This window comes from Nocardioides sp. N13(2025) (genome assembly GCF_051912545.1).
Classification (GTDB): Bacteria; Actinomycetota; Actinomycetes; order Propionibacteriales; family Nocardioidaceae; genus Nocardioides.
In genome coordinates this window covers 701014-718511 of record NZ_CP196809.1, presented here as the reverse complement: position 1 = coordinate 718511, position 17498 = coordinate 701014, and the positions used below count along the sequence as shown (strand labels likewise).

Here is a 17498-nt window from a genome sequence, read left to right as displayed (position 1 = left end):
CTCCACGCCGCCAAAAACAACGAGCCGGCGGCGGGAAGAGGTCCGTCAGACGGCGCGCTTCTTCAGCTTGCGGCGCTCGCGCTCCGACAGCCCGCCCCAGATGCCGAAGCGCTCGTCGTTCATCAACGCGTACTCGAGGCAGTCGTCGCGCACCTCGCACGTCAGGCAGACCTTCTTGGCCTCCCTGGTCGAGCCGCCCTTCTCGGGGAAGAACGCCTCCGGGTCAGTCTGCGCGCACAGCGCGCGATCCTGCCACCCGAACTCCTCGCCCTCAGGCTCGAGGAGAAACAATTCTGCTCTCATGGCTGACGCCCTTTCGACCCTTGTTCAGGACTGAACCACACTGTGGGAATTACATGCCTGTCGTACCCCGCAAGTCAAGCCCGGATCTGATATGGCCATTCGGCTTCCGGCAGGCTGCTCCTATGCCATCATCTGCGCCCACGCTCAGCCGTATCACCGTCCTCTCCGGCGGGGTCGGCGGGGCCCGCTTCCTCCAGGGACTCATCCACGGCCTCCGCACGGGCCTCGTGCCGGGAGGGTCCGCCGACACCGAGGTCACCGTGGTGGCCAACACCGCCGACGACTGGTGGATCCACGGGCTCAAGGTGTGCCCCGACCTCGACACCGTCATGTACACCCTCGGGGACGGCATCGACGTCGAGCGCGGGTGGGGTCGCCGCGACGAGACCTGGAGCGCCAAGGGCGAGCTCGAGGCGTACGGCGTCGAGCCGACGTGGTTCGGCCTCGGTGACCGCGACATCGCCACGCACCTCGTGCGCACGCAGATGCTCGAGGCCGGCTTCACGCTGTCGCAGGTGACCGAGGCGCTGTGCCGCCGATGGCAGCCGGGCGTGACCCTGATCCCGATGTCGGACGACCGGGTCGAGACGCACATCGCCGTCGCCGACCCCGCCAGCCCGAGCGGCAGGTCCGTCATCCACTTCCAGGAGTACTGGGTGCGCCTGCGCTCCGCGGTGCCCGCCGAGGCCGTCCTGGTCGTCGGCCAGGACACCGCCACACCCGCACCCGGCGTCCTCGACGCCATCGCCGGTGCCGACCTGGTGGTGCTGCCGCCGTCCAACCCGGTGGTCTCGGTCGGCACCATCCTCGGCGTGCCCGGCATCCGTGACGCCGTGCGCGCCACGCCCGCCCCTGTCGTCGGCCTCTCCCCCATCGTCGGCGCCGCCCCCGTGCACGGCATGGCCGCGCAGATGCTCACGAGCATCGGCGTGGAGGTCAGCGCGGGTGCGGTCGGCGTGCACTACGGCGCCCGGTCCACCGGCGGCGTCCTCGACGGCTGGCTCGTGGACACCCGCGACGCCGACGACGTCGCGCGCCTCGAGGAGGCCGGCATCCGCGCGCAGGCCGTGCCGCTGATGATGGACGACGCCGACGCGACCGCAGCCATGGCCGCGAGTGCGGTCTCCCTCGTGACGGGCCGGGCATGAGTGGGCCGGGCATGAACCGGCTGGAGGCCTGGGCGCCGGACGGCGTCCCGGAGGTCGTCGCCGGCGACGACCTCGCCGAGCTCGTGCTCGCCGCCCTCGGCGACGGCGCGGACCTCGCCGACGGAGACGTCGTCTGCGTGACGAGCAAGGTCGTCAGCAAGGCCGAGGGCCGCACGCGGGTGGGCGACCGGGACGCGGCGGTCGACGAGGAGTCGGTCCGCGTGGTCGCCCGCCGCGGCGCCACGCGCATCGTGCGCCACCGGCTCGGCCTGACCATGGCCGCCGCCGGGGTCGACGCCTCCAACGTCACCGTGGGCTCGATCGTGCTGCTGCCGCTCGACCCCGACGGATCGGCCCGGACCCTGCGCCGCGAGATCCGCGAGCGCGCGGGGGTCAACGTGGGCGTCATCGTCACCGACACCGCCGGACGGGCCTGGCGCGAGGGCCAGACCGACATCGCGATCGGGGCCGCCGGCCTGCTGGTGGCCGAGGACTTCGCCGGGCGCACCGACCCGCACGGCAACCCGCTCCACGTCACGCTCCCCGCGGTCGCCGACGAGCTCGCCGGTGCGGCCGAGCTGGTGCAGGGCAAGCTCTCCGGCCGTCCGGTCGCCGTCCTGCGTGGACGGGCCGACCTCGTGCTGCCGCCCGGCGAGGACGGGCCCGGCGCCGCGTCGCTCGTGCGCCCCGACGGCGGCGACCTGTTCGGGTGGGGTGCCCGCGAGGCCGTCGTACGCGCCCTGGCCGGGGCCGACGCGGACCGCGTGCCGTTCGGCTCGCCTGCCCCCGCCGAGGAGCTCGCCGCCGCGCTCGACCGCCTGCCCGACGCCGACGACCGCACCGCCGTGGCCGCCGTCTGCTTCGCGCACGGGTGGCGGATCGAGGAGTGGGACCGGGCACGTGCCGGGCGTTGAGGTGGCGTGGAGTGCGCCACGTCACCCGTGACTACGTAGACTCTGCCAGCGCAGCCCCAGAAGTCCCACCCCAGCAGTCGACCGAGAGACACCGAGCACCGTGGCCAAGCAGGCAAAGACCGACCGTCAGGCGGTCATCGACTCCATCCGCTCCCAGCAGTCCAAGTCGGAGAACCGGCGCGGCATGGCCATCGTGGGCGTGTGCGTCCTGGTCGCCGTGCTCATCATCGGCGCCGCGGCGTTCAAGCCGATCAAGGACTGGTACGACCTGCGCGCCTACGCGTCGGACTCGCTGAGCGACATCGGCGCCAAGGCGTCGGTCTGCCAGGACGTCACCACCAAGCCCGCCGACGGCAACCAGGACCACGTCGACGTCGGCACGCCGATGACCTACGACGACGCCCCGCCGGCCTTCGGCCAGCACTGGAACATGTGGGACAGCATGGACCGCAAGCTCTACAAGGAGTCCGACCGCCCCGAGCTGGGCGAGCTCGTGCACAACCTCGAGCACGGCTTCACCATCCTCTGGTACGACGAGACCATCGCCGCCAGCGGCGACAAGATGGACATGCTCCGCGGCATCGCCTCCAAGCTCCAGGGCACCGAGGACCTGCGCGACAAGTTCAAGGCCGTGCCGTGGACCTCCGAGGACGGCAAGGCCTTCCCGAAGGGCCAGCACATCGCCTTCACGCACTGGTCGATCGGCGGGGTCGGCGAGACCGATCCGGCCAAGCAGGTCGGCGTGTGGCAGTACTGCTCCGACATCAGCGGCGCGGCCCTCGACACGTTCATGAAGGACTACCCCTACATGGACTCCCCGGAGCCCGACGCGGTCTGACGCCGCGCCCCCGGTCCCACTCGTGACGACCTTCGCCGAGGTGCTCGCCGCCCAGCTGCGGCGGGACCCCGGACGACCCCTGCTGACCTTCTACGACCACGCCACCGGCGAGCGCGTCGAGCTGTCGGTGACGACGTACGCCAACTGGGTGGCCAAGGCGTCGGGGCTGCTGACCGACGTCGCCGACCTCGAGCGCGGGATGACGCTGCGCATCGACCTGCCGCCGCACTGGCTCTCGCCGGTCTTCCTCGGCGCCGCCTGGACGGTCGGGCTGCGGGTGACCACCTCCGACGAGCCCGACGCCGTGGTGTGCGGGCCCGAGACCCTCGCGACGTGGGCTCCCCGCGCACCGCGGCTGCCGGTGCTCGCGTGCAGCCTGCGACCCCTCGGGGTGCGCTTCGCCGAGCCGTTGCCCGCAGGCGTGCTGGACGTCGGCGTGGAGATCTGGTCCCAGCCCGACGGCTTCGCTGCCTGGGACCCGCCCGGTGACGACGACCTCGCGACGGACGACCTCACCCAGGCCGTGCTCTGGACGAACGACAGGACGGCCGCCGTCGGGAGTGGTCTCACCGACGGCGGCCGTCTTCTCTCGGTGGCCGACCCGGCTTCCCCACCAGGAACGGCCACCTTCACCGAGCCCCTCGGACGAGGAGGCTCGCTGGTCCTTGTCCGCAACCCCGACCCGGATCGCCTCGACGACGTCTACGACGCCGAGCGGGCGACGGCCCGAGCCTGATCGCGCTGCGCTTGCCAGCCGGTCAGCCGGCCAGGTCGAAGGCCCCCAGTCCCTCACCGAGCACCCGCGGGGCGGACACGCCCGACTTGCGGCCCGTGTAGACGTACGCCACCCCGCTCGCGCGGTCGCGCACGATGAAGTCGCCCGACCCCTTGAGCGTCATGGCCTGGACCTCCAGGACCCAGTCGAATCCCGACAGGTCGGACGGGAGGCCGGCCCGGGCGGGCACGCCGCCCTTCACGGGCAGGGCGCTGCCGAAGCCGCTGCCGTTGCCGGGCCAGACCATCAGCGTGCCGTTCAGCGTGCCGACCAGGTCGGGGAGGCCGTCGCCGGTGACGTCACCGACCGCCGAGATCCCCTGGACGGCGCCCCACCCGGCCGCGCCGATGACGCGGCCCGCTGCGAGGGCGCCGGTCCCGTTGCCGGAGTGAAGCCACAGACGGCCCGACGTGTCGCGGGTGAGCACGTCACCGAAGCCGTCACGGTCGACGTCGCCGGCGTTGAGGATGAGGTCCATCCCGGCGAAGGAGACGCCCGTGTCGATCGGCGCGCCGAGCTCGAAGGTGTCGCGGTTGGCGACGACCACGAGCTGCTTGCCCGCCACGCCGATGAGGTCCGCGCCGGAGCCGCCGACCATGTTGGCGCCGGTGATGGCGCGCATCGACTTGAGGTTCGTGGCCGGGCCGAGCGCGGCGCCGTACGTCCCGTCGCCCCGTCCCGGCAGCAGCATCATCTTGCCGGCCGAGCTGCGCGCGACGATGTCGGACCTGCCGTCACGGTTGAAGTCGCCGGCGACGACGCGGTTGACGTTGCTCCAGGAGCCGGCGACGCGCTGAGGCGAGGCGAAGCGACCGGTGCCGTAGCCGGTCTGGAGGAACAACCGGTTCTTGGTGCGGAGCAGCAGGTCCGCACGACCGTCCCCGTTGACGTCCCCGGCACCGATGAGCTGGCGGTAGTTGCCGTAACCCTTGCGCGTCACGTCGCGGGCGAAGCCGCCCTTGCCGGTCGCGAGCAGGGTGGTCAGGCGCCCCTTGAAGCGGGCGACGAGGTCGTTGCGTCCGTCGCCGTTGATGTCACCGACCGCGGTGACGAGCGAGTAGCCACGCAGCTTGATCTTGCGGGTCGTCCTGCCGAACTTGCCGTTGCCCGCGCCGGCCCGGACCCGGAGCACGCCCGCCTTGTCGAGGGTGACCAGGTCGGCCGAGCCGTCGCCGGTGAGGTCGGGCGAGACGAGCACGTCGGCCGGCTTGTCCCAGCCCTTCCTGCCGACCACCAGGCGCTGCTGGAAGGACGTCAGCCCACCGGTGGGGAGCACGAGGCCGCGACCGTCGGAGGCACGTCGGACGACGAGGTCCGGGTAGGGCGAGGCGTCGAGGTTGTTCTGCGGGTTCGGCTCCGAGATGGCGATCGGCTGCACGACGGGCGGCGGCGGAGGAGGAGTCGGCGCGGCCGAGGAGGCGTACTGCCTGATCTTCGGCAGCTGGGCGTAGAGGTACCTGCCCGGGCACGCGGTGGAGCCGGCGTCGCGGTGGCCGTTGATCGCCTGGAAGGTGCCGCTGCCGATCCGCTGCGAGGTCGAGGCGGGGTTGACCCCGTGCAGCGACAGCTTCCACGCGAAGAGCTGGCCGTAGGCCCGCAGCATCACGTCGGTCGGCTGCACGGTGTCGAAGTTGCCGATCGCCGACATCGCGAACGAGTAGTCGTTGTAGTTGAGCGTGTGCGCGCCGACCACCGGCTTGTCGATGCCGCCGTAGCGGCCCTCCCAGATCCGGCCGAACCGGTCGACGAGGAAGTTGTAGCCGATGTCGCTCCAGCCGCGGGACTTCACGTGGTAGGCGTAGATGCTGCGCAGGATCGCCGGCACCTGCGCCTCGGTGTAGTCGTTGGCGTTGACCGTGTGGTGCACGAAGCCGCCGCTGATCGTGCCGTAGCGCAGGGAGCTCTTGTCGCGGATGCTCTCGTCTGCGCCCCACTGGGCACGCGAGTAGATGGTCGGCTGGGCGACCGCCTGCCGGGCCTGCGCGGCCTGCAGGGTGATGCCGTCCGACTGCGTCTTCGAGCCCTGCTCCTCGTAGTCCTGGTCGTAGGCGTCGCTGCCGTCCTTCGAGGGCTGCTCCGCGGGCGCCTCGGTCTCGCTCGCCTTGGCGGAGCCGGGGTCGACCAGGGCCAGGGAGAGGTCGTCGGGGAGGGTCACGCCGTCGGTGCGGGCCTGCACCTGGACGTCGTCCACCTCGCCGACGAACATCGGCTCGGTGCCGGGGCGGGCGCTGGCCGCCTCCGGGCTGCCGGCGTCGGGCGCGTGCTCGTCGTGGTACTCCAGGGCCTCCCAGTCGCTCCACTCGTCACCGCTGCGGGTGCGCACCTGGAGGGAGATCTGGTCCTCGTCGAGGTCCTCGCCGTGCTGCCACGTGACGCCGATGGCGGCGAAGCCCGCCACGGACTGCGGCTTGCTCAGCACCCGGGCGTCGGTGGAGCGGCCGGCGACGGTCCGGCCCTGCAGGCCGGCGAAGCCTCCGTCGGTGGCCGTGAGGGGCACCTCGGTGACGGTGGGCTTCACCGCCCGGGTCGGCACCGTGGCCGACATGAGCCGGGCCGGGCCGAAGGGGGCGAGGGTGCTCGTCGGCTGCCCGGCGGGGTGGTCGCCCACGATGTCGAGGGACACCACTCCGGAGGCGGGCGTGAGGACGACGAGCACGACACCGAGCGCCAGCACCTGCTGGCAGAGGGTGACGAGACGGGCCTGAAGAGGTCGCATGAAAGTTCTACTCCTGTGTGGGGGAAGGTCACACAAGGCAGGAGTTTCACACCAGTCACACCAGTCACGGAAGAGTTTCTGAGTAACTACAACGTTGTAATTTCCAGTCGACACGCCGTTACATCGGTGTCATTCTGACCGATTCTGGCACATGGGTGTGCCTGAGCGGCGCTCGCGCCCCACGGTGGCGGCATAAGACATCGATGATCGCGACCCTGGCGGCGTACGACATCGACATCGCGCGCGGCGCTGTCGTATGCCGCCACCCTCGGGTCAGCGGGTGTCGTATGCCGCCACCGTCGGGATGTGGGGAGTCGCTGTACGCCGACAGGCAGCCGGGGCTAGATGTCGTTGGCGAGCGCGTCGTCGCGCTCGTCCTCCGAGCCCTCCTCGGCGTCCGGCTCGTCGTCGTCACCGTCGTAGTGGAGGAACTTGATCGCCTCCGCCACGTCGCCGTCGAAGCCGACCTTGCCCTTGTCGAGCACGATCGCCCGATCGCACATCCGCTTGACCGAGCCGGCGGAGTGGCTGACGTAGAACATCGTGATCCCGGACTCGCGGATCTCCTTCATGCGCTTGAGGCACTTGCGCTTGAAGGGCCGGTCCCCCACGGCGAGGACCTCGTCGGCGATGAAGATGTCGCAGTCGACGTGCACGGCGACCGAGAAGCCGAGCCGCGCGAACATGCCCGAGGAGTAGTTGCCGACCGGCGTGTCCAGGAAGCGCCCGACGTCGGCGAAGGCGGCGATGTCGTCGAACTTGGAGTCCGTCTCCTCCTTCGACATGCCCAGCATGGCCGCGTTCATGTAGATGTTCTCGCGGCCCGACAGCTCGTTGTGGAAGCCGGCGCCGGTCGCGATGAGGCCGGAGATCCGGCCGCGGGTCAGCACCCGGCCCTCGTCGGGCCGCATCACGCCGCTCACGAGCTTGAGGAGGGTGGACTTGCCCGAGCCGTTGAGGCCCATCAGCCCGATCGACTCCCCCTGCGCCACCTCGAAGGACACGCCGTCGAGGGCCTTGAACTGGCCCTCGGCCTTCTGGGCACGCGAGCGCGGGGCCACGAGCTGCTTGAACGTGCGGTGGTACTGGTAGCGGAACGACTTGGTGACGTTGTCGACGACGATGGAAGTGGTCATGCGGGGTCCCTGCGGAAGCGTGGGCTGGAGGAGCGAAGCGGGGGAAGACCGCGGTTTCGTGGGGTGCTCATCACAGGCGCTCCGGGATCGACTTCTCGAGGCGGGCGAAGACCCACTGGCCGACGAGCAGCAGCACGACGCCCACGGCCAGCATGATGAAGCCGCGGGTGTAGAGGTGGTCGGCGAACTCGGGCGCCGGCACGATCGTGCCGTCGCCGTTGGGGTTGGGCATCGTCGCGCACGTGGGGGCGCAGGTGGGGTACCAGAAGCCGCGTTGGATGAGCTGGACCGCCTCGGCCACGGGGTTGGCGAGGTAGAGCTCGTGCCAGAACGCCGGGAAGCGCTGGTAGCTGATCCAGTAGGGGTACATCATCGGCGCGGTGAACGGGACCATGTTGATGAAGGTCTGCACGATCCGCTGGAAGTCGCGGAAGATCACGTTGACGCAGGAGAACATCAGCCCGAAGGCCGTCCCGTAGACCATGATCAGCAGGAAGCCGAGCAGGGCGGCGCCCATGCCGACCGCGTCGGGCACCCACAGGGGGCCGTCGCCCCACCAGCCGCTGATGATGCAGGCCAGGACCAGGACGATGAGCTGTGGGATCGCGTGCCACAGCGAGACCAGCATCGAGGCGACAGGGAACATCTCGCGGGGCATCGACATCTTCGAGATGACGCCCTTGTTGGACAGCAACGAGCGCGTGCCCGCGGTGACGGTCTCGGTGAAGTAGTTCACCAGCACCATGCCGGCGAACAGGTGGATCGCGAAGTTCTCGATCCCGAGTCCGCGACCGAGCAGGAGCCCGAACACCGCGTAGAACGTGAGGAAGCGGGTCAGCGGGTTGATGTACGACCACGCCAGGCCGAAGGCCGTCCCGGCGTAGCGCGCCTTGATCTCGCGGCGCACCATGAGCCGCAACAGGTAGCGGCGCCGGAACACCTCCAGCACGCCCGAGGTGCGCGACGGTGGTGCCAGGGCGACGTGCGCCAGGTCGTGCCGGACCTCGACCTGGCGAGCGTCAGCACTCTGCTGGCTCACGCATCCCCGCCTTGCTGGTCGTCCATCCACGGCGCGAAGGTCTTCTCCCACGCCTCCGGCGAGGTGATCTCGCCGAGCGCGTCGCGGTACTGCTGGGCCAGGTCGGGCCACTCGCGGTGGAAGCGGCGGTGGATCTCGATGGTGCGCTTGAGCAGGTCGCGGTAGAGCGCCGGGTCGCGCTTGTAGAGCGCCACCGAGGAGCCGTCGTTCATCGACACGACCGCCGAGTCGTACTTGACGAGGTTGTACCAAGCGGCGTCCATCGCGGTCAGCTCGGTCTCGGGGAACTCCTGGGCCATCTCCCGGACGGGCCGCAGCTGGCGCAGCGGCGCGAGGGCGGCGGCGACCAGCGTGGCCTTGCGGCCGGGGATCTCGATGTCGGACTTGCCCTTCTTGGGCGGCTTCTTGCGGCGCACCGGCGGCAGCTCGTCGCGGTCGGCGTGCAGCTGCGCGTCGGAGAACTGCTTGCGGAAGGTGTTGATCTCCCCCAGCTTGGTCGCCAGCTCCCCGTGGAGCGCGTGCGGACCGCGCAGCACGTCCTCCATGGCCAGGTGGCGCAGCTCCGCGGTGGAGTACTGCAGCGAGGCGAGGTGCTTGATCTGGTGGTTGAGGCTCTCGCGCACCATCCGTCCGCCGCGCTCGTAGGGCGAGTGCAGCAGCGCCGCGATGATGCGGTTGCGGTGGTGGAAGTACGACTGCCAGTCGACGCCGTCGTTCTTGTCGGTCCACGGCACGTGCCAGACCGCGGCCCCCGGGAACGAGACGGTCGGGTAGCCCGCCTCCTTGGCGCGCAGGCCGAACTCGGAGTCGTCCCACTTGATGAAGATCGGCAGCGAGAGCCCGATCTCCTCCAGGACGACCCGCGGGATCAGGCACATGAACCAGCCGTTGAAGTCGACGTCGGCGCGCTTGTGCAGCCAGCGCGAGGAGCGCAGGTTGCGGGCACCGAAGTCCCACTGGGAGTAGCCGTCGAGACGGGTCTGCCACCAGAAGCGCCACGGCTGGACGATCTCGCCGAAGGAGTGCAGCTGCGAGCGGCTGTAGAGGTTGAACATGTGGCCGCCGACGATGGTCGGCCGCTTCGCCAGGTCGCCGAACGTGACGGCGCGGATGATCCCCTCGGGCTCGCAGACGACGTCGTCGTCCATCATCATCGCGTAGGTCGCGGTGCCCTTGCGCACGCTCTCGAGCTGGCCGCGGGCGTAGCCGCCCGAGCCGCCGAGGTTGCCCTGCGCGATCACGCGCAGCTTGTCGCCCAGGCCCGCCTTCGCGGCCGGGAAGTACTCGCTGTCGGTGACCTTGTCCTTGCCCTGGTCCATCACCATCACGGTGTCGAGGTAGGGCTGGAGCTCCTCCGCGGCGCCGAGCTGGCCCAGCAGCTGGGCGCTCATGTCGGGCAGCATCGTGGTGATGCAGACGTCGACGGTGCCGTGCTCGGCCCGGTCGGCGGGGACCTGGGCCGTCCACTCGGCGCCCTCGACCGTGGCGCCGTGGTCACCGGCGACGACGTCGTACCAGTACCACCCGCCGTCGACGAAGGGCTTGAGCGGCAGCGTGAAGGAGAACGACCCGGAGTCGCCCTCGACCGTGGCGGCGTCGACGCGCTGCGAGTGGCCGCGCGCCATCGACTTGTAGACCGTGACCATCGAGCCCGCGCCGCTGACGTGCACGGTCAGCTCGACCTCGGTGACGACCGTGTGGCGGCGCCAGTACGACGCCGGGAAGGCGTTGAAGTAGGTGCCGAACGACAGCAGCTGGGACGGCTCGAGGCGCAGCGCCGTGCGCGAGCGGATCTGGTCGGGGTGCAGCTTGCGCCCGGTCGACGTCGACTGGCGGATCGCGGCGTTGTTGAGGTCCTTCGCGGCCTTGTCGCCACCGACGTCGTGCCGGTCGGTGTCGAGCTTGGCCTCCTCGAGGTCGACGTAGAGCGCGAACACGTCGGTGTCCCGGTCGATCGGCAGGATCTGCCGCTGGAGCAGCCGGGTCACGGTGCCGGTGCTGGTCTCGCTGGTGGTCTGGGTGGTCATGCGTCGATGCCTCCGCTGGTCAGCTCGGCGCCCTCGGTGAAGTGCGGCTTGAGCTTGTTGTCGTACATCGACAGCGCGGAACCGATGGCCATGTGCATGTCGAGGTACTTGTAGGTGCCGAGCCGGCCGCCGAACAGCACCATCGGCTCGGCCTTGGCGAGCTCGCGGTACTTGAGCAGCTTGGCGCGGTCGTCCGCGGTGTTCACCGGGTAGTACGGCTCGTCGCCCTCCTCGGCGAAGCGGCTGTACTCGTGGACGATCACGCTCTTGCCCGGCAGGTGGGTCTTCTCCCGCTCGGGGTGGAAGTGCTTGAACTCGATGATCCGGGTGTAGGGGACGTCCTGGTCGTTGTAGTTGACCACGCCGGTGCCCTGGAAGTCGTCGGTGTCGACGACGCTCTCCTCGAGGTCGACGGTGCGCCACGACAGGCGGCCCTCGGAGTTGTGGAAGTACTCGTCGACGGGGCCGGTGTAGACGATCGGGACCTTGCCCTTGTAGTCGTCGGCCACGGTGAAGAAGTCGGTGTCGAGGCGGATCTCGATGTTCGGGTGGTCGGCCATCTTGGTCAGCCACGCGGTGTAGCCGTCGACGGGCAGGCCCTCGTAGGTGTCGCTGAACCAGCCGTTCTGGAACGTGTAGCGCACCGGGAGGCGGGTGATGATGTCGGCGCTCAGCTCGGTGGGGTCGGTCTGCCACTGCTTGGCGGTGTAGCCCTTGATGAACGCCTCGTAGAGCGGGCGTCCGATCAGGCTGATCGCCTTCTCCTCCAGGTTGGAGGCGTCCTCGGTGGCGATCTCGCTCGACTGCTCGGCGATGAGCGCGCGGGCCTCGTCGGGCGTGTGGGACTTGCCGAAGAACTGGTTGATCAGCGCCAGGTTCATCGGCAGGGAGTAGACCTGCCCCTGGTACTTGCCGAAGACCCGGTGCTTGTAGTCGGTGAACGACGTGAACCGGTTGGCGTACTCCCACACGCGCTCGTTGGAGGTGTGGAAGAGGTGGGCGCCGTACTTGTGCACCTCGACGTTGGTCTCGGGGTCGCGCTCGGAGTACGCGTTGCCGCCGAGGTGGTGGCGACGATCGAGGACGAGGACGCGGAGACCCAGCTCCTCGGCACACCGCTCGGCGATGGTGAGACCGAACAGTCCGGCGCCGACGACGACGAGGTCGGGAAGCTGTGCTGAACCCTGGGACAAGGGATGAACTCCTGTGGTTGAGAGGCGCGACGAGTCTAGCGAGGGGGCAGGGCCGAGTCGGTCAGGCGTCGCATGCCCCGCGCCGAGGCCATGGCACGGATCACGTTGCGGGCCTCCGCCCGTCCCCCGCGCAGCGGGCTGAGCAGCACCACGACCGCGGTGATGAGCCACGGCTTGAGCCTGACGAGGGCGTTCTCCCCGTGGCGCAGGTGCACCACGAAGAGGTTGCGGTACATGTAGAAGCCCTTCCAACCGCTCAGGTCGTGCTGCTGGTTGAAGTCGAGCTGACGCACCAGGACGGCGTCACGCACGGCCCACACGTGGCGGCCCGAGCGACGGGCCCGGACGGCGTACTCGGCGTCGTCGTAGAAGATGAAGAAGGAGGGGTCGGGGAAGCCGATCTCCGTGATCACGCTGCGGCGCACCATGAACCCCTCGAAGGCGACGTTCTGCACCTCGACCAGCGGCGGCATCGACGCGCGGTCGGCGTAGGTCGAGTCGACGGTGCTGCGCTTGGGGCGGATCGCCAGGGGGTTGCGGAGGTCGAACTCGACGGCCGCCTTCTCCACGAGCGTGCCCGAGAGGTCCTCGCGCACGGCGACGAGGCAGTCCTCGTCGACCGCCACCATCGCCGCGAGGCACTCGGGCGCGGGCACCACGTCGTCGTCCACCAGCCACACGCGGTCGAAGCCCATGTCGTACGCCGCCCGCACGCCGCGGTGGAAGCCGCCCGCGCCGCCCAGGTTGTCCTGCGTGATGACCTCGAGCGGCAGGTCGGTGCGCGCGGCGAGCACGGCCTGCGTGTCGTCGGTGCTGGCGTTGTCGACGACGACGACCGCGTCGGGACGCCGGGTCTGGGCGGCCAGCCCGTCGAGCAGGCGGGTGAGCAGCTCGGCGCGGTTGTGGGTGACGACGACGACCGCCACCGTCTCCCGGGTGGTCTCCGACGTCATCCGAGGAACCTCCGGTGCCCGTCGAAGTCGCCCGCGATGCCGGCGCGCATCGCGCTGAGGCTGAGCCGCAACCGCGACAGGCTCGGGCGGGTGAAGGTGTAGAACCACGCGGTCTTCACGACGAAGGCGAGGGCGTGGAACGGGCCGCGGTAGTCGCGGAGGTTGACCAGGTTGTTGCGGGCCATGCAGTAGTGCTTGAGGTCGCTCGGCGAGTCGTTGTAGGTCGTGCGGCCGAACATCATCGGCGTGCCGAGGTTGCCGACGCTGGGGTGGCGCACCGTCGCGGTGACGACCGTGGCCACGCGCGCACCGGCCTCCTCGGCACGGAGGCGGTACTCGTGGTCGTCGCCCCAGATGAAGAACTCCTCGCGGGGCAGGCCGATCCGGTCGACGAGCTCCTTGGTCACGAGCACGCCGTTGAACGGGATGACGATCCCGTCGATGCGGTCCTCGCGGGCGGCCCGGCGTACGTCGTCGACCGCGTGGACCACGCGGGTGCTGCCGGGGAGACGGATCGGGAACACGAGCCGGCCGGGGTCGGCCTCGTCCACCACGAGCGGACCCCAGAAGTCGAGGTTGTCGGTCTCCAGCAGCAGCTTGTCGAGGCAGTCCGGGTCGGGCAGGCCGTCGTCGTCCATCAGCCAGACCAGGTCGGCGTCCCGGTCGATCGCCCAGGCCAGGCCGTGGTGGAACCCGCCGGCGCCGCCACGGTTGGTGGGCAGCGTCCGCGACTGCAGCGGGACTTCGCCCGTGTGGGGGCGCTCGGCGAGCCAGTCCCCCGTGCCGTCCGAGGACGCGTTGTCGATCACCAGCACCTCGGCCAGGCCGTCGATCTCGCCGAGACGGCGCACCAGCTTCTCGAGCAGGTCGAGCCGGTTGAAGGTGACCACGACCGCGACGATGCGGGGCAGGGGTCCGGAGGTCACGGCGTACACCCTAGGGGCCGATCGGATCGATCAGCACACCGCGCCGAGGTCCTCCGACTCGTTGGCCGCGTAGCCCTCGGAGAGCGACCCGACCGAGCCACCGGTGACCGACGGCGGAGCCTTCGGCGTCGCCGGAGCGGCCGGCGCGGGCGCGGCCCCTCCCGTCGCGGCCGGGGCCTCGGGGGTGGTCGCCTCCGTGGTGTCCGGCGCTGCCTCGGCGGTGTCCGGCGGGGGCGCGGGCGAGCGTCCCTCCGCCTTGTCGATCGCGGCGGCCACCTTCTCCTGGACGAGGGCGATGTCGGGGTCGGCGGTGTTGATCATCGGCGGCACGAGGGACAGCGTGGCGATCTTCTGGCTCCTGGCCTTGAGCGCCAGGTCGACGAAGGTGTCGACCTCGCTGCGCGGGATGTCGGTGGAGACCATCGCGGAGCTCGCCTTGGCGATCTTCTGGAAGTTGGTCACGGCCGTCTGCGGGCTGACCTGCTGCAGCATCGCGCCCATCACGCACTTCTGCCGCGCCATGCGCGAGTAGTCGTCGGAGTCGTAGCGGGCGCGGGCGAACCACAGCGTGTCCATGCCGTTGAGGGTGCGCTTGCCCGGCTCGATGTAGCGGAAGAACGAGTCGGAGGGCAGGCCGACGGGGATCCGCTGCCGCACGTTGAGCTCGACGCCGCCGACCGCGTCGACGAGGTCACGGAAGCCCTGGAGGTTGACCATCGCCCAGTAGTTCATCTTCAGGCCGGTGATGCCCTCGACGCCCTGGATCGTCGCGTCGACGCCGGGGTTCTTCGAGCCCTTGAAGAGGTCGGCGTGGTCGAGCGCCCAGGTGGACAGGCCGTTGAGGTACATCCCCTCCACGTCGAAGCCGTCGGGGAACTGCTCGTCCATCACCGAGCCCTCGGCGAAGGGGAAGTTCTGCATGTTGCGCGGGAGGGAGATGAGGACGGTCTTGCCGGTCTCGTCATCGATGCTGGCCACCGTCATCGAGTCCGGGCGCAGGCCCCAGCGACCCGCGCCGGAGTCACCGCCCATGAGCAGCACGTTGAAGCGCCCGTCGTGGGCACCGACCGCCGCGCCGTCGCTGAACATCGAGATCATCAGGCCGCGCTGGACACCCACGACGTGGGCCCCGAAGAGCAGGGCACCGGCGACGCTGAAGCAGAGGAAGCCGTTGACGCCGACCACGGCGAGCCGGTGCTGGCGCTGCAGGGTCAGGGGCTGGCCGAGGCGCCACGCGTCGACGAACAGGTAGGCCCAGCCGATCGCCAGCGCCATCAGCCCCAGGCGCAGGACCTGCAGGAGCATGGTGTTGGTGCCGGCCCAGAAGGCGACGCCGTGCCAGAGGTACGACGACGCGAGCGCGAGGACGCCGACGACGACGACCGAGAGCCAGGTGCGCAGCGCGATCCGACCGACCCGGCGGTTGCCGGAGACGAGCTGGGCGGACCCCGGGAGCGCGAGGGTCATCAGCATCAGCGTCACCGCGCGACGGAACCGGACGCGTTGCGCGCGGTCGAGCGTGGTGAACCGCGTCTGGTGCGACCCGGGGGGCGGGACGGGCGGCATCGGGGGCCTCTCTGCTGGGGGAAGTCAGCCCGCCCAGTATCACCAGTCACACCCGTCCCACCCGGTCGCGACTCGCCGGGGCCGGCAGGTCGCCCGCCGGCTCAGCCCCTCAAGCCTCGCGGCCCTCGTCGATCTCGGTCTTGCGGGCCAGGCGGTGCGCCCGGCGGATCTCGGCCTCGCGCTGACGGCGTACGTCACCGTCGGTCTCGGTCTGCAGCGGCGGCACCGGCCGCGGGTGGCCCTCGTCGTCGATGGCGACGAACACGAAGTAGGCGCTGGCCACGTGCACGGGCTCGTCGGAGGCGTTGCCCCACGGCTGCGCCTCGACGCGCACGCCGATCTCCATCGAGGAGGTGCCCGCCCAGTTGACCTGCGCGTAGGTCTTGATGATGTCGCCGACGTGCACCGGGGCCAGGAACGTCATCTCGTCCATCGCCGCCGTGACCGCCGGACCGCCGCTGTGCCGGTGCGCGACTGCGCCGGCCGTGGAGTCGGCCAGCTTCATGATCTCGCCGCCGTGCACGTTGCCGAGGAGGTTGGCCTCGCTCGAGTGGGCCATGATCCCGAGGCTCACCCGGCTGTACGACGTGGGCCGCGGTGTCGCATGGGCTTCACTCATGTGCGGCACGGTAGCGTCCGTCCACATGGCTGATCGTCCGCAGGGCTCCGGGGTGCCCGAGAAGGGAACACCCGAGTACGACTGGCTCTACGGCGGCAGGTCGCAGACCCCGCCCGCCGACGCCACCCAGCAGGTCCCGGCCCAGGGACAGCAACGCCCCGACGAGACCCGTGTCATGCCGGCCGCCCGGCGCGAGGCGCGCGGCTCCGGCGGGCAGCCGCCGGGCGGGACGCGTACGGCCACTTCCGCACCGCCTCCGAAGCCCCAGAAGCCGCGCCGGCGTCCCCGCTTCCGCCTCGGGCTGGTCCCGCTGCTGCTCCTGCTCGTGCTCGGCTACCTCGTCGGTGTGCCGCTCTACCACTGGACGACGATCGACAAGGTCGACGCGGAGCCGAGCGGCGCCAGGCCGGACGACCAGCCGGGAACCAACTACCTGATCGTCGGGTCCGACAAGGCCGACGACCTCTCCGACGAGCAGCGCGACGTGCTGAAGACCGGCCCGAGAGGCGGCACCAACACCGACACGATCATCGTCCTCCACACCGGCTCGGGCGGTCGCACGATGATGTCGATCCCCCGCGACACCCTGGCCGAGGTGCCCGGGCACGGGACCCAGATGATCAACGCGGCGTTCGCGCTCGGCAAGGCGCCGCTGCTCGTCGCCAGCGTCGAGAAGCTCACCGGCATCCACATCGACCACTACGTCGAGCTCGGCTTCGGCAGCGTCATCAACACCGTCGACGCGTTCGGCGGGGTGGAGATCTGCCCCAAGCAGGACATGAAGGACCCGATGGCGCGCCTCGACGTCAAGAAGGGCTGCCAGGAGGTCGACGGCCTCACCGCACTGGCGTACTCCCGCTCGCGCCACGTCACCGCGCTCAGCGACCTCGACCGCGTCGCCCGCCAGCGCGAGGTGATCAGCGCGCTCGGCAGCGAGGCCAAGACGCCGTGGACCTTCGTCAACCCGGTGCGCTACTGGAAGATCAACGCGGCCGCCGCGGGCGCCATCCGCGTCGACGAGGGCATGAGCCCCTTCGACCTCGGCAAGTTCGCCCTTGCGATGACCGGCGACAGCCAGACCTGCACCATGCCGAACCTCTCGGCCCCCAGCGACCCCAACCGGATCATCGCCGATCCCGACCGCGCGAAGGTCCTCTTCAACGCGATCATCGAGGACACCGAGGTCCCGAAGGCGGCCTGCACGCCGACGGGCCGCGCCCGCAGCTGATCCACCATCGAGCGGTGGGTGAGGCAGCTCTTCCGGCCAGGAAGGCTGTCCCACTCACCGCTCGATCGATTTCCCCTCTTTGTTCCTTGTCCCGGACATCCCTGCGGCGTACGCTCG

The 17498-nt window shown here is 70.3% G+C and carries 15 protein-coding genes; 5 read left to right on the top strand and 10 right to left on the bottom strand.

Features of this window, described 5'->3' with window-relative positions; translation table 11 throughout:
• Positions 1-45: 45 nt before the first annotated feature.
• Complete coding sequence (locus ACS3YM_RS03455) at positions 46-303, bottom strand: WhiB family transcriptional regulator (protein WP_056605988.1); 258 nt, start codon at positions 301-303, stop codon at positions 46-48.
• A gap of 122 nt (positions 304-425) precedes the next feature.
• Between ACS3YM_RS03455 and cofD the strand changes: the two genes are divergently transcribed.
• The 4 genes from cofD (at position 426) to ACS3YM_RS03435 (ending at position 3939) form a co-directional block, all read left to right on the top strand.
• The gene (gene cofD, locus ACS3YM_RS03450) at positions 426-1451 is read left to right on the top strand and encodes a 2-phospho-L-lactate transferase (RefSeq protein ID WP_439938680.1); all 1026 of its coding nucleotides are present in this window, start codon (positions 426-428) and stop codon (positions 1449-1451) included.
• A complete protein-coding gene (gene cofE, locus ACS3YM_RS03445; RefSeq protein ID WP_439938679.1) occupies positions 1448-2365 on the top strand; it encodes a coenzyme F420-0:L-glutamate ligase in 918 nt (305 codons plus the stop codon). Before cofD ends, cofE begins: the two co-directional genes overlap by 4 nt.
• A gap of 100 nt (positions 2366-2465) precedes the next feature.
• The gene (locus tag ACS3YM_RS03440; RefSeq protein ID WP_439938678.1) at positions 2466-3203 is read left to right on the top strand and encodes a DUF3105 domain-containing protein; all 738 of its coding nucleotides are present in this window, start codon (positions 2466-2468) and stop codon (positions 3201-3203) included.
• 22 nt (positions 3204-3225) lie between these two features.
• Complete coding sequence (locus ACS3YM_RS03435) at positions 3226-3939, top strand: TIGR03089 family protein (RefSeq protein ID WP_439938677.1); 714 nt, start codon at positions 3226-3228, stop codon at positions 3937-3939.
• Positions 3940-3961: 22 nt separating this feature from the next.
• On the opposite strand, the gene ACS3YM_RS03430 is transcribed toward ACS3YM_RS03435, so the two are convergent.
• The 9 genes from ACS3YM_RS03430 to ACS3YM_RS03390 all read right to left on the bottom strand — a co-directional run bounded on the left by ACS3YM_RS03430 (position 3962) and on the right by ACS3YM_RS03390 (position 16153).
• Positions 3962-6694: an FG-GAP-like repeat-containing protein gene (locus ACS3YM_RS03430; RefSeq protein WP_439938676.1), complete on the bottom strand. Its 2733-nt coding sequence runs from the start codon at positions 6692-6694 to the stop codon at positions 3962-3964.
• 341 nt (positions 6695-7035) lie between these two features.
• Positions 7036-7830, bottom strand: a complete 795-nt coding sequence (locus ACS3YM_RS03425) for an ABC transporter ATP-binding protein (protein WP_439938675.1) — start codon at positions 7828-7830, stop codon at positions 7036-7038.
• A gap of 70 nt (positions 7831-7900) precedes the next feature.
• Complete coding sequence (locus ACS3YM_RS03420) at positions 7901-8869, bottom strand: ABC transporter permease (protein WP_439938674.1); 969 nt, start codon at positions 8867-8869, stop codon at positions 7901-7903.
• A complete protein-coding gene (locus tag ACS3YM_RS03415; RefSeq protein ID WP_439938673.1) occupies positions 8866-10896 on the bottom strand; it encodes a glycosyltransferase in 2031 nt (676 codons plus the stop codon). The genes ACS3YM_RS03420 and ACS3YM_RS03415 overlap by 4 nt, the downstream gene beginning before the upstream one ends.
• Positions 10893-12089 carry a UDP-galactopyranose mutase gene (glf, locus tag ACS3YM_RS03410; RefSeq protein WP_439938672.1) on the bottom strand — a complete coding sequence of 399 codons (1197 nt, stop codon included), beginning with the start codon at positions 12087-12089 and terminating at the stop codon, positions 10893-10895. The genes ACS3YM_RS03415 and glf overlap by 4 nt, the downstream gene beginning before the upstream one ends.
• Positions 12090-12124: 35 nt before the next feature.
• Positions 12125-13042, bottom strand: coding sequence for a glycosyltransferase family 2 protein (locus tag ACS3YM_RS03405; protein WP_439938671.1), 918 nt, complete (start codon positions 13040-13042; stop codon positions 12125-12127).
• A complete protein-coding gene (locus tag ACS3YM_RS03400; protein WP_439938670.1) occupies positions 13039-13968 on the bottom strand; it encodes a glycosyltransferase family 2 protein in 930 nt (309 codons plus the stop codon). Before ACS3YM_RS03400 ends, ACS3YM_RS03405 begins: the two co-directional genes overlap by 4 nt.
• Before the next feature lie 30 nt (positions 13969-13998).
• Positions 13999-15534 (bottom strand): LCP family protein, encoded by a 1536-nt coding sequence (locus ACS3YM_RS03395; RefSeq protein ID WP_439938669.1) that lies wholly within the window; start codon positions 15532-15534, stop codon positions 13999-14001.
• 109 nt (positions 15535-15643) lie between these two features.
• Positions 15644-16153, bottom strand: a complete 510-nt coding sequence (locus ACS3YM_RS03390) for an acyl-CoA thioesterase (RefSeq protein ID WP_439938668.1) — start codon at positions 16151-16153, stop codon at positions 15644-15646.
• 25 nt (positions 16154-16178) lie between these two features.
• On the opposite strand from ACS3YM_RS03390, the gene ACS3YM_RS03385 reads away from it, so the two are divergent.
• Positions 16179-17381 (top strand): LCP family protein, encoded by a 1203-nt coding sequence (locus ACS3YM_RS03385; protein WP_439938667.1) that lies wholly within the window; start codon positions 16179-16181, stop codon positions 17379-17381.
• Positions 17382-17498: the final 117 nt, after the last annotated feature.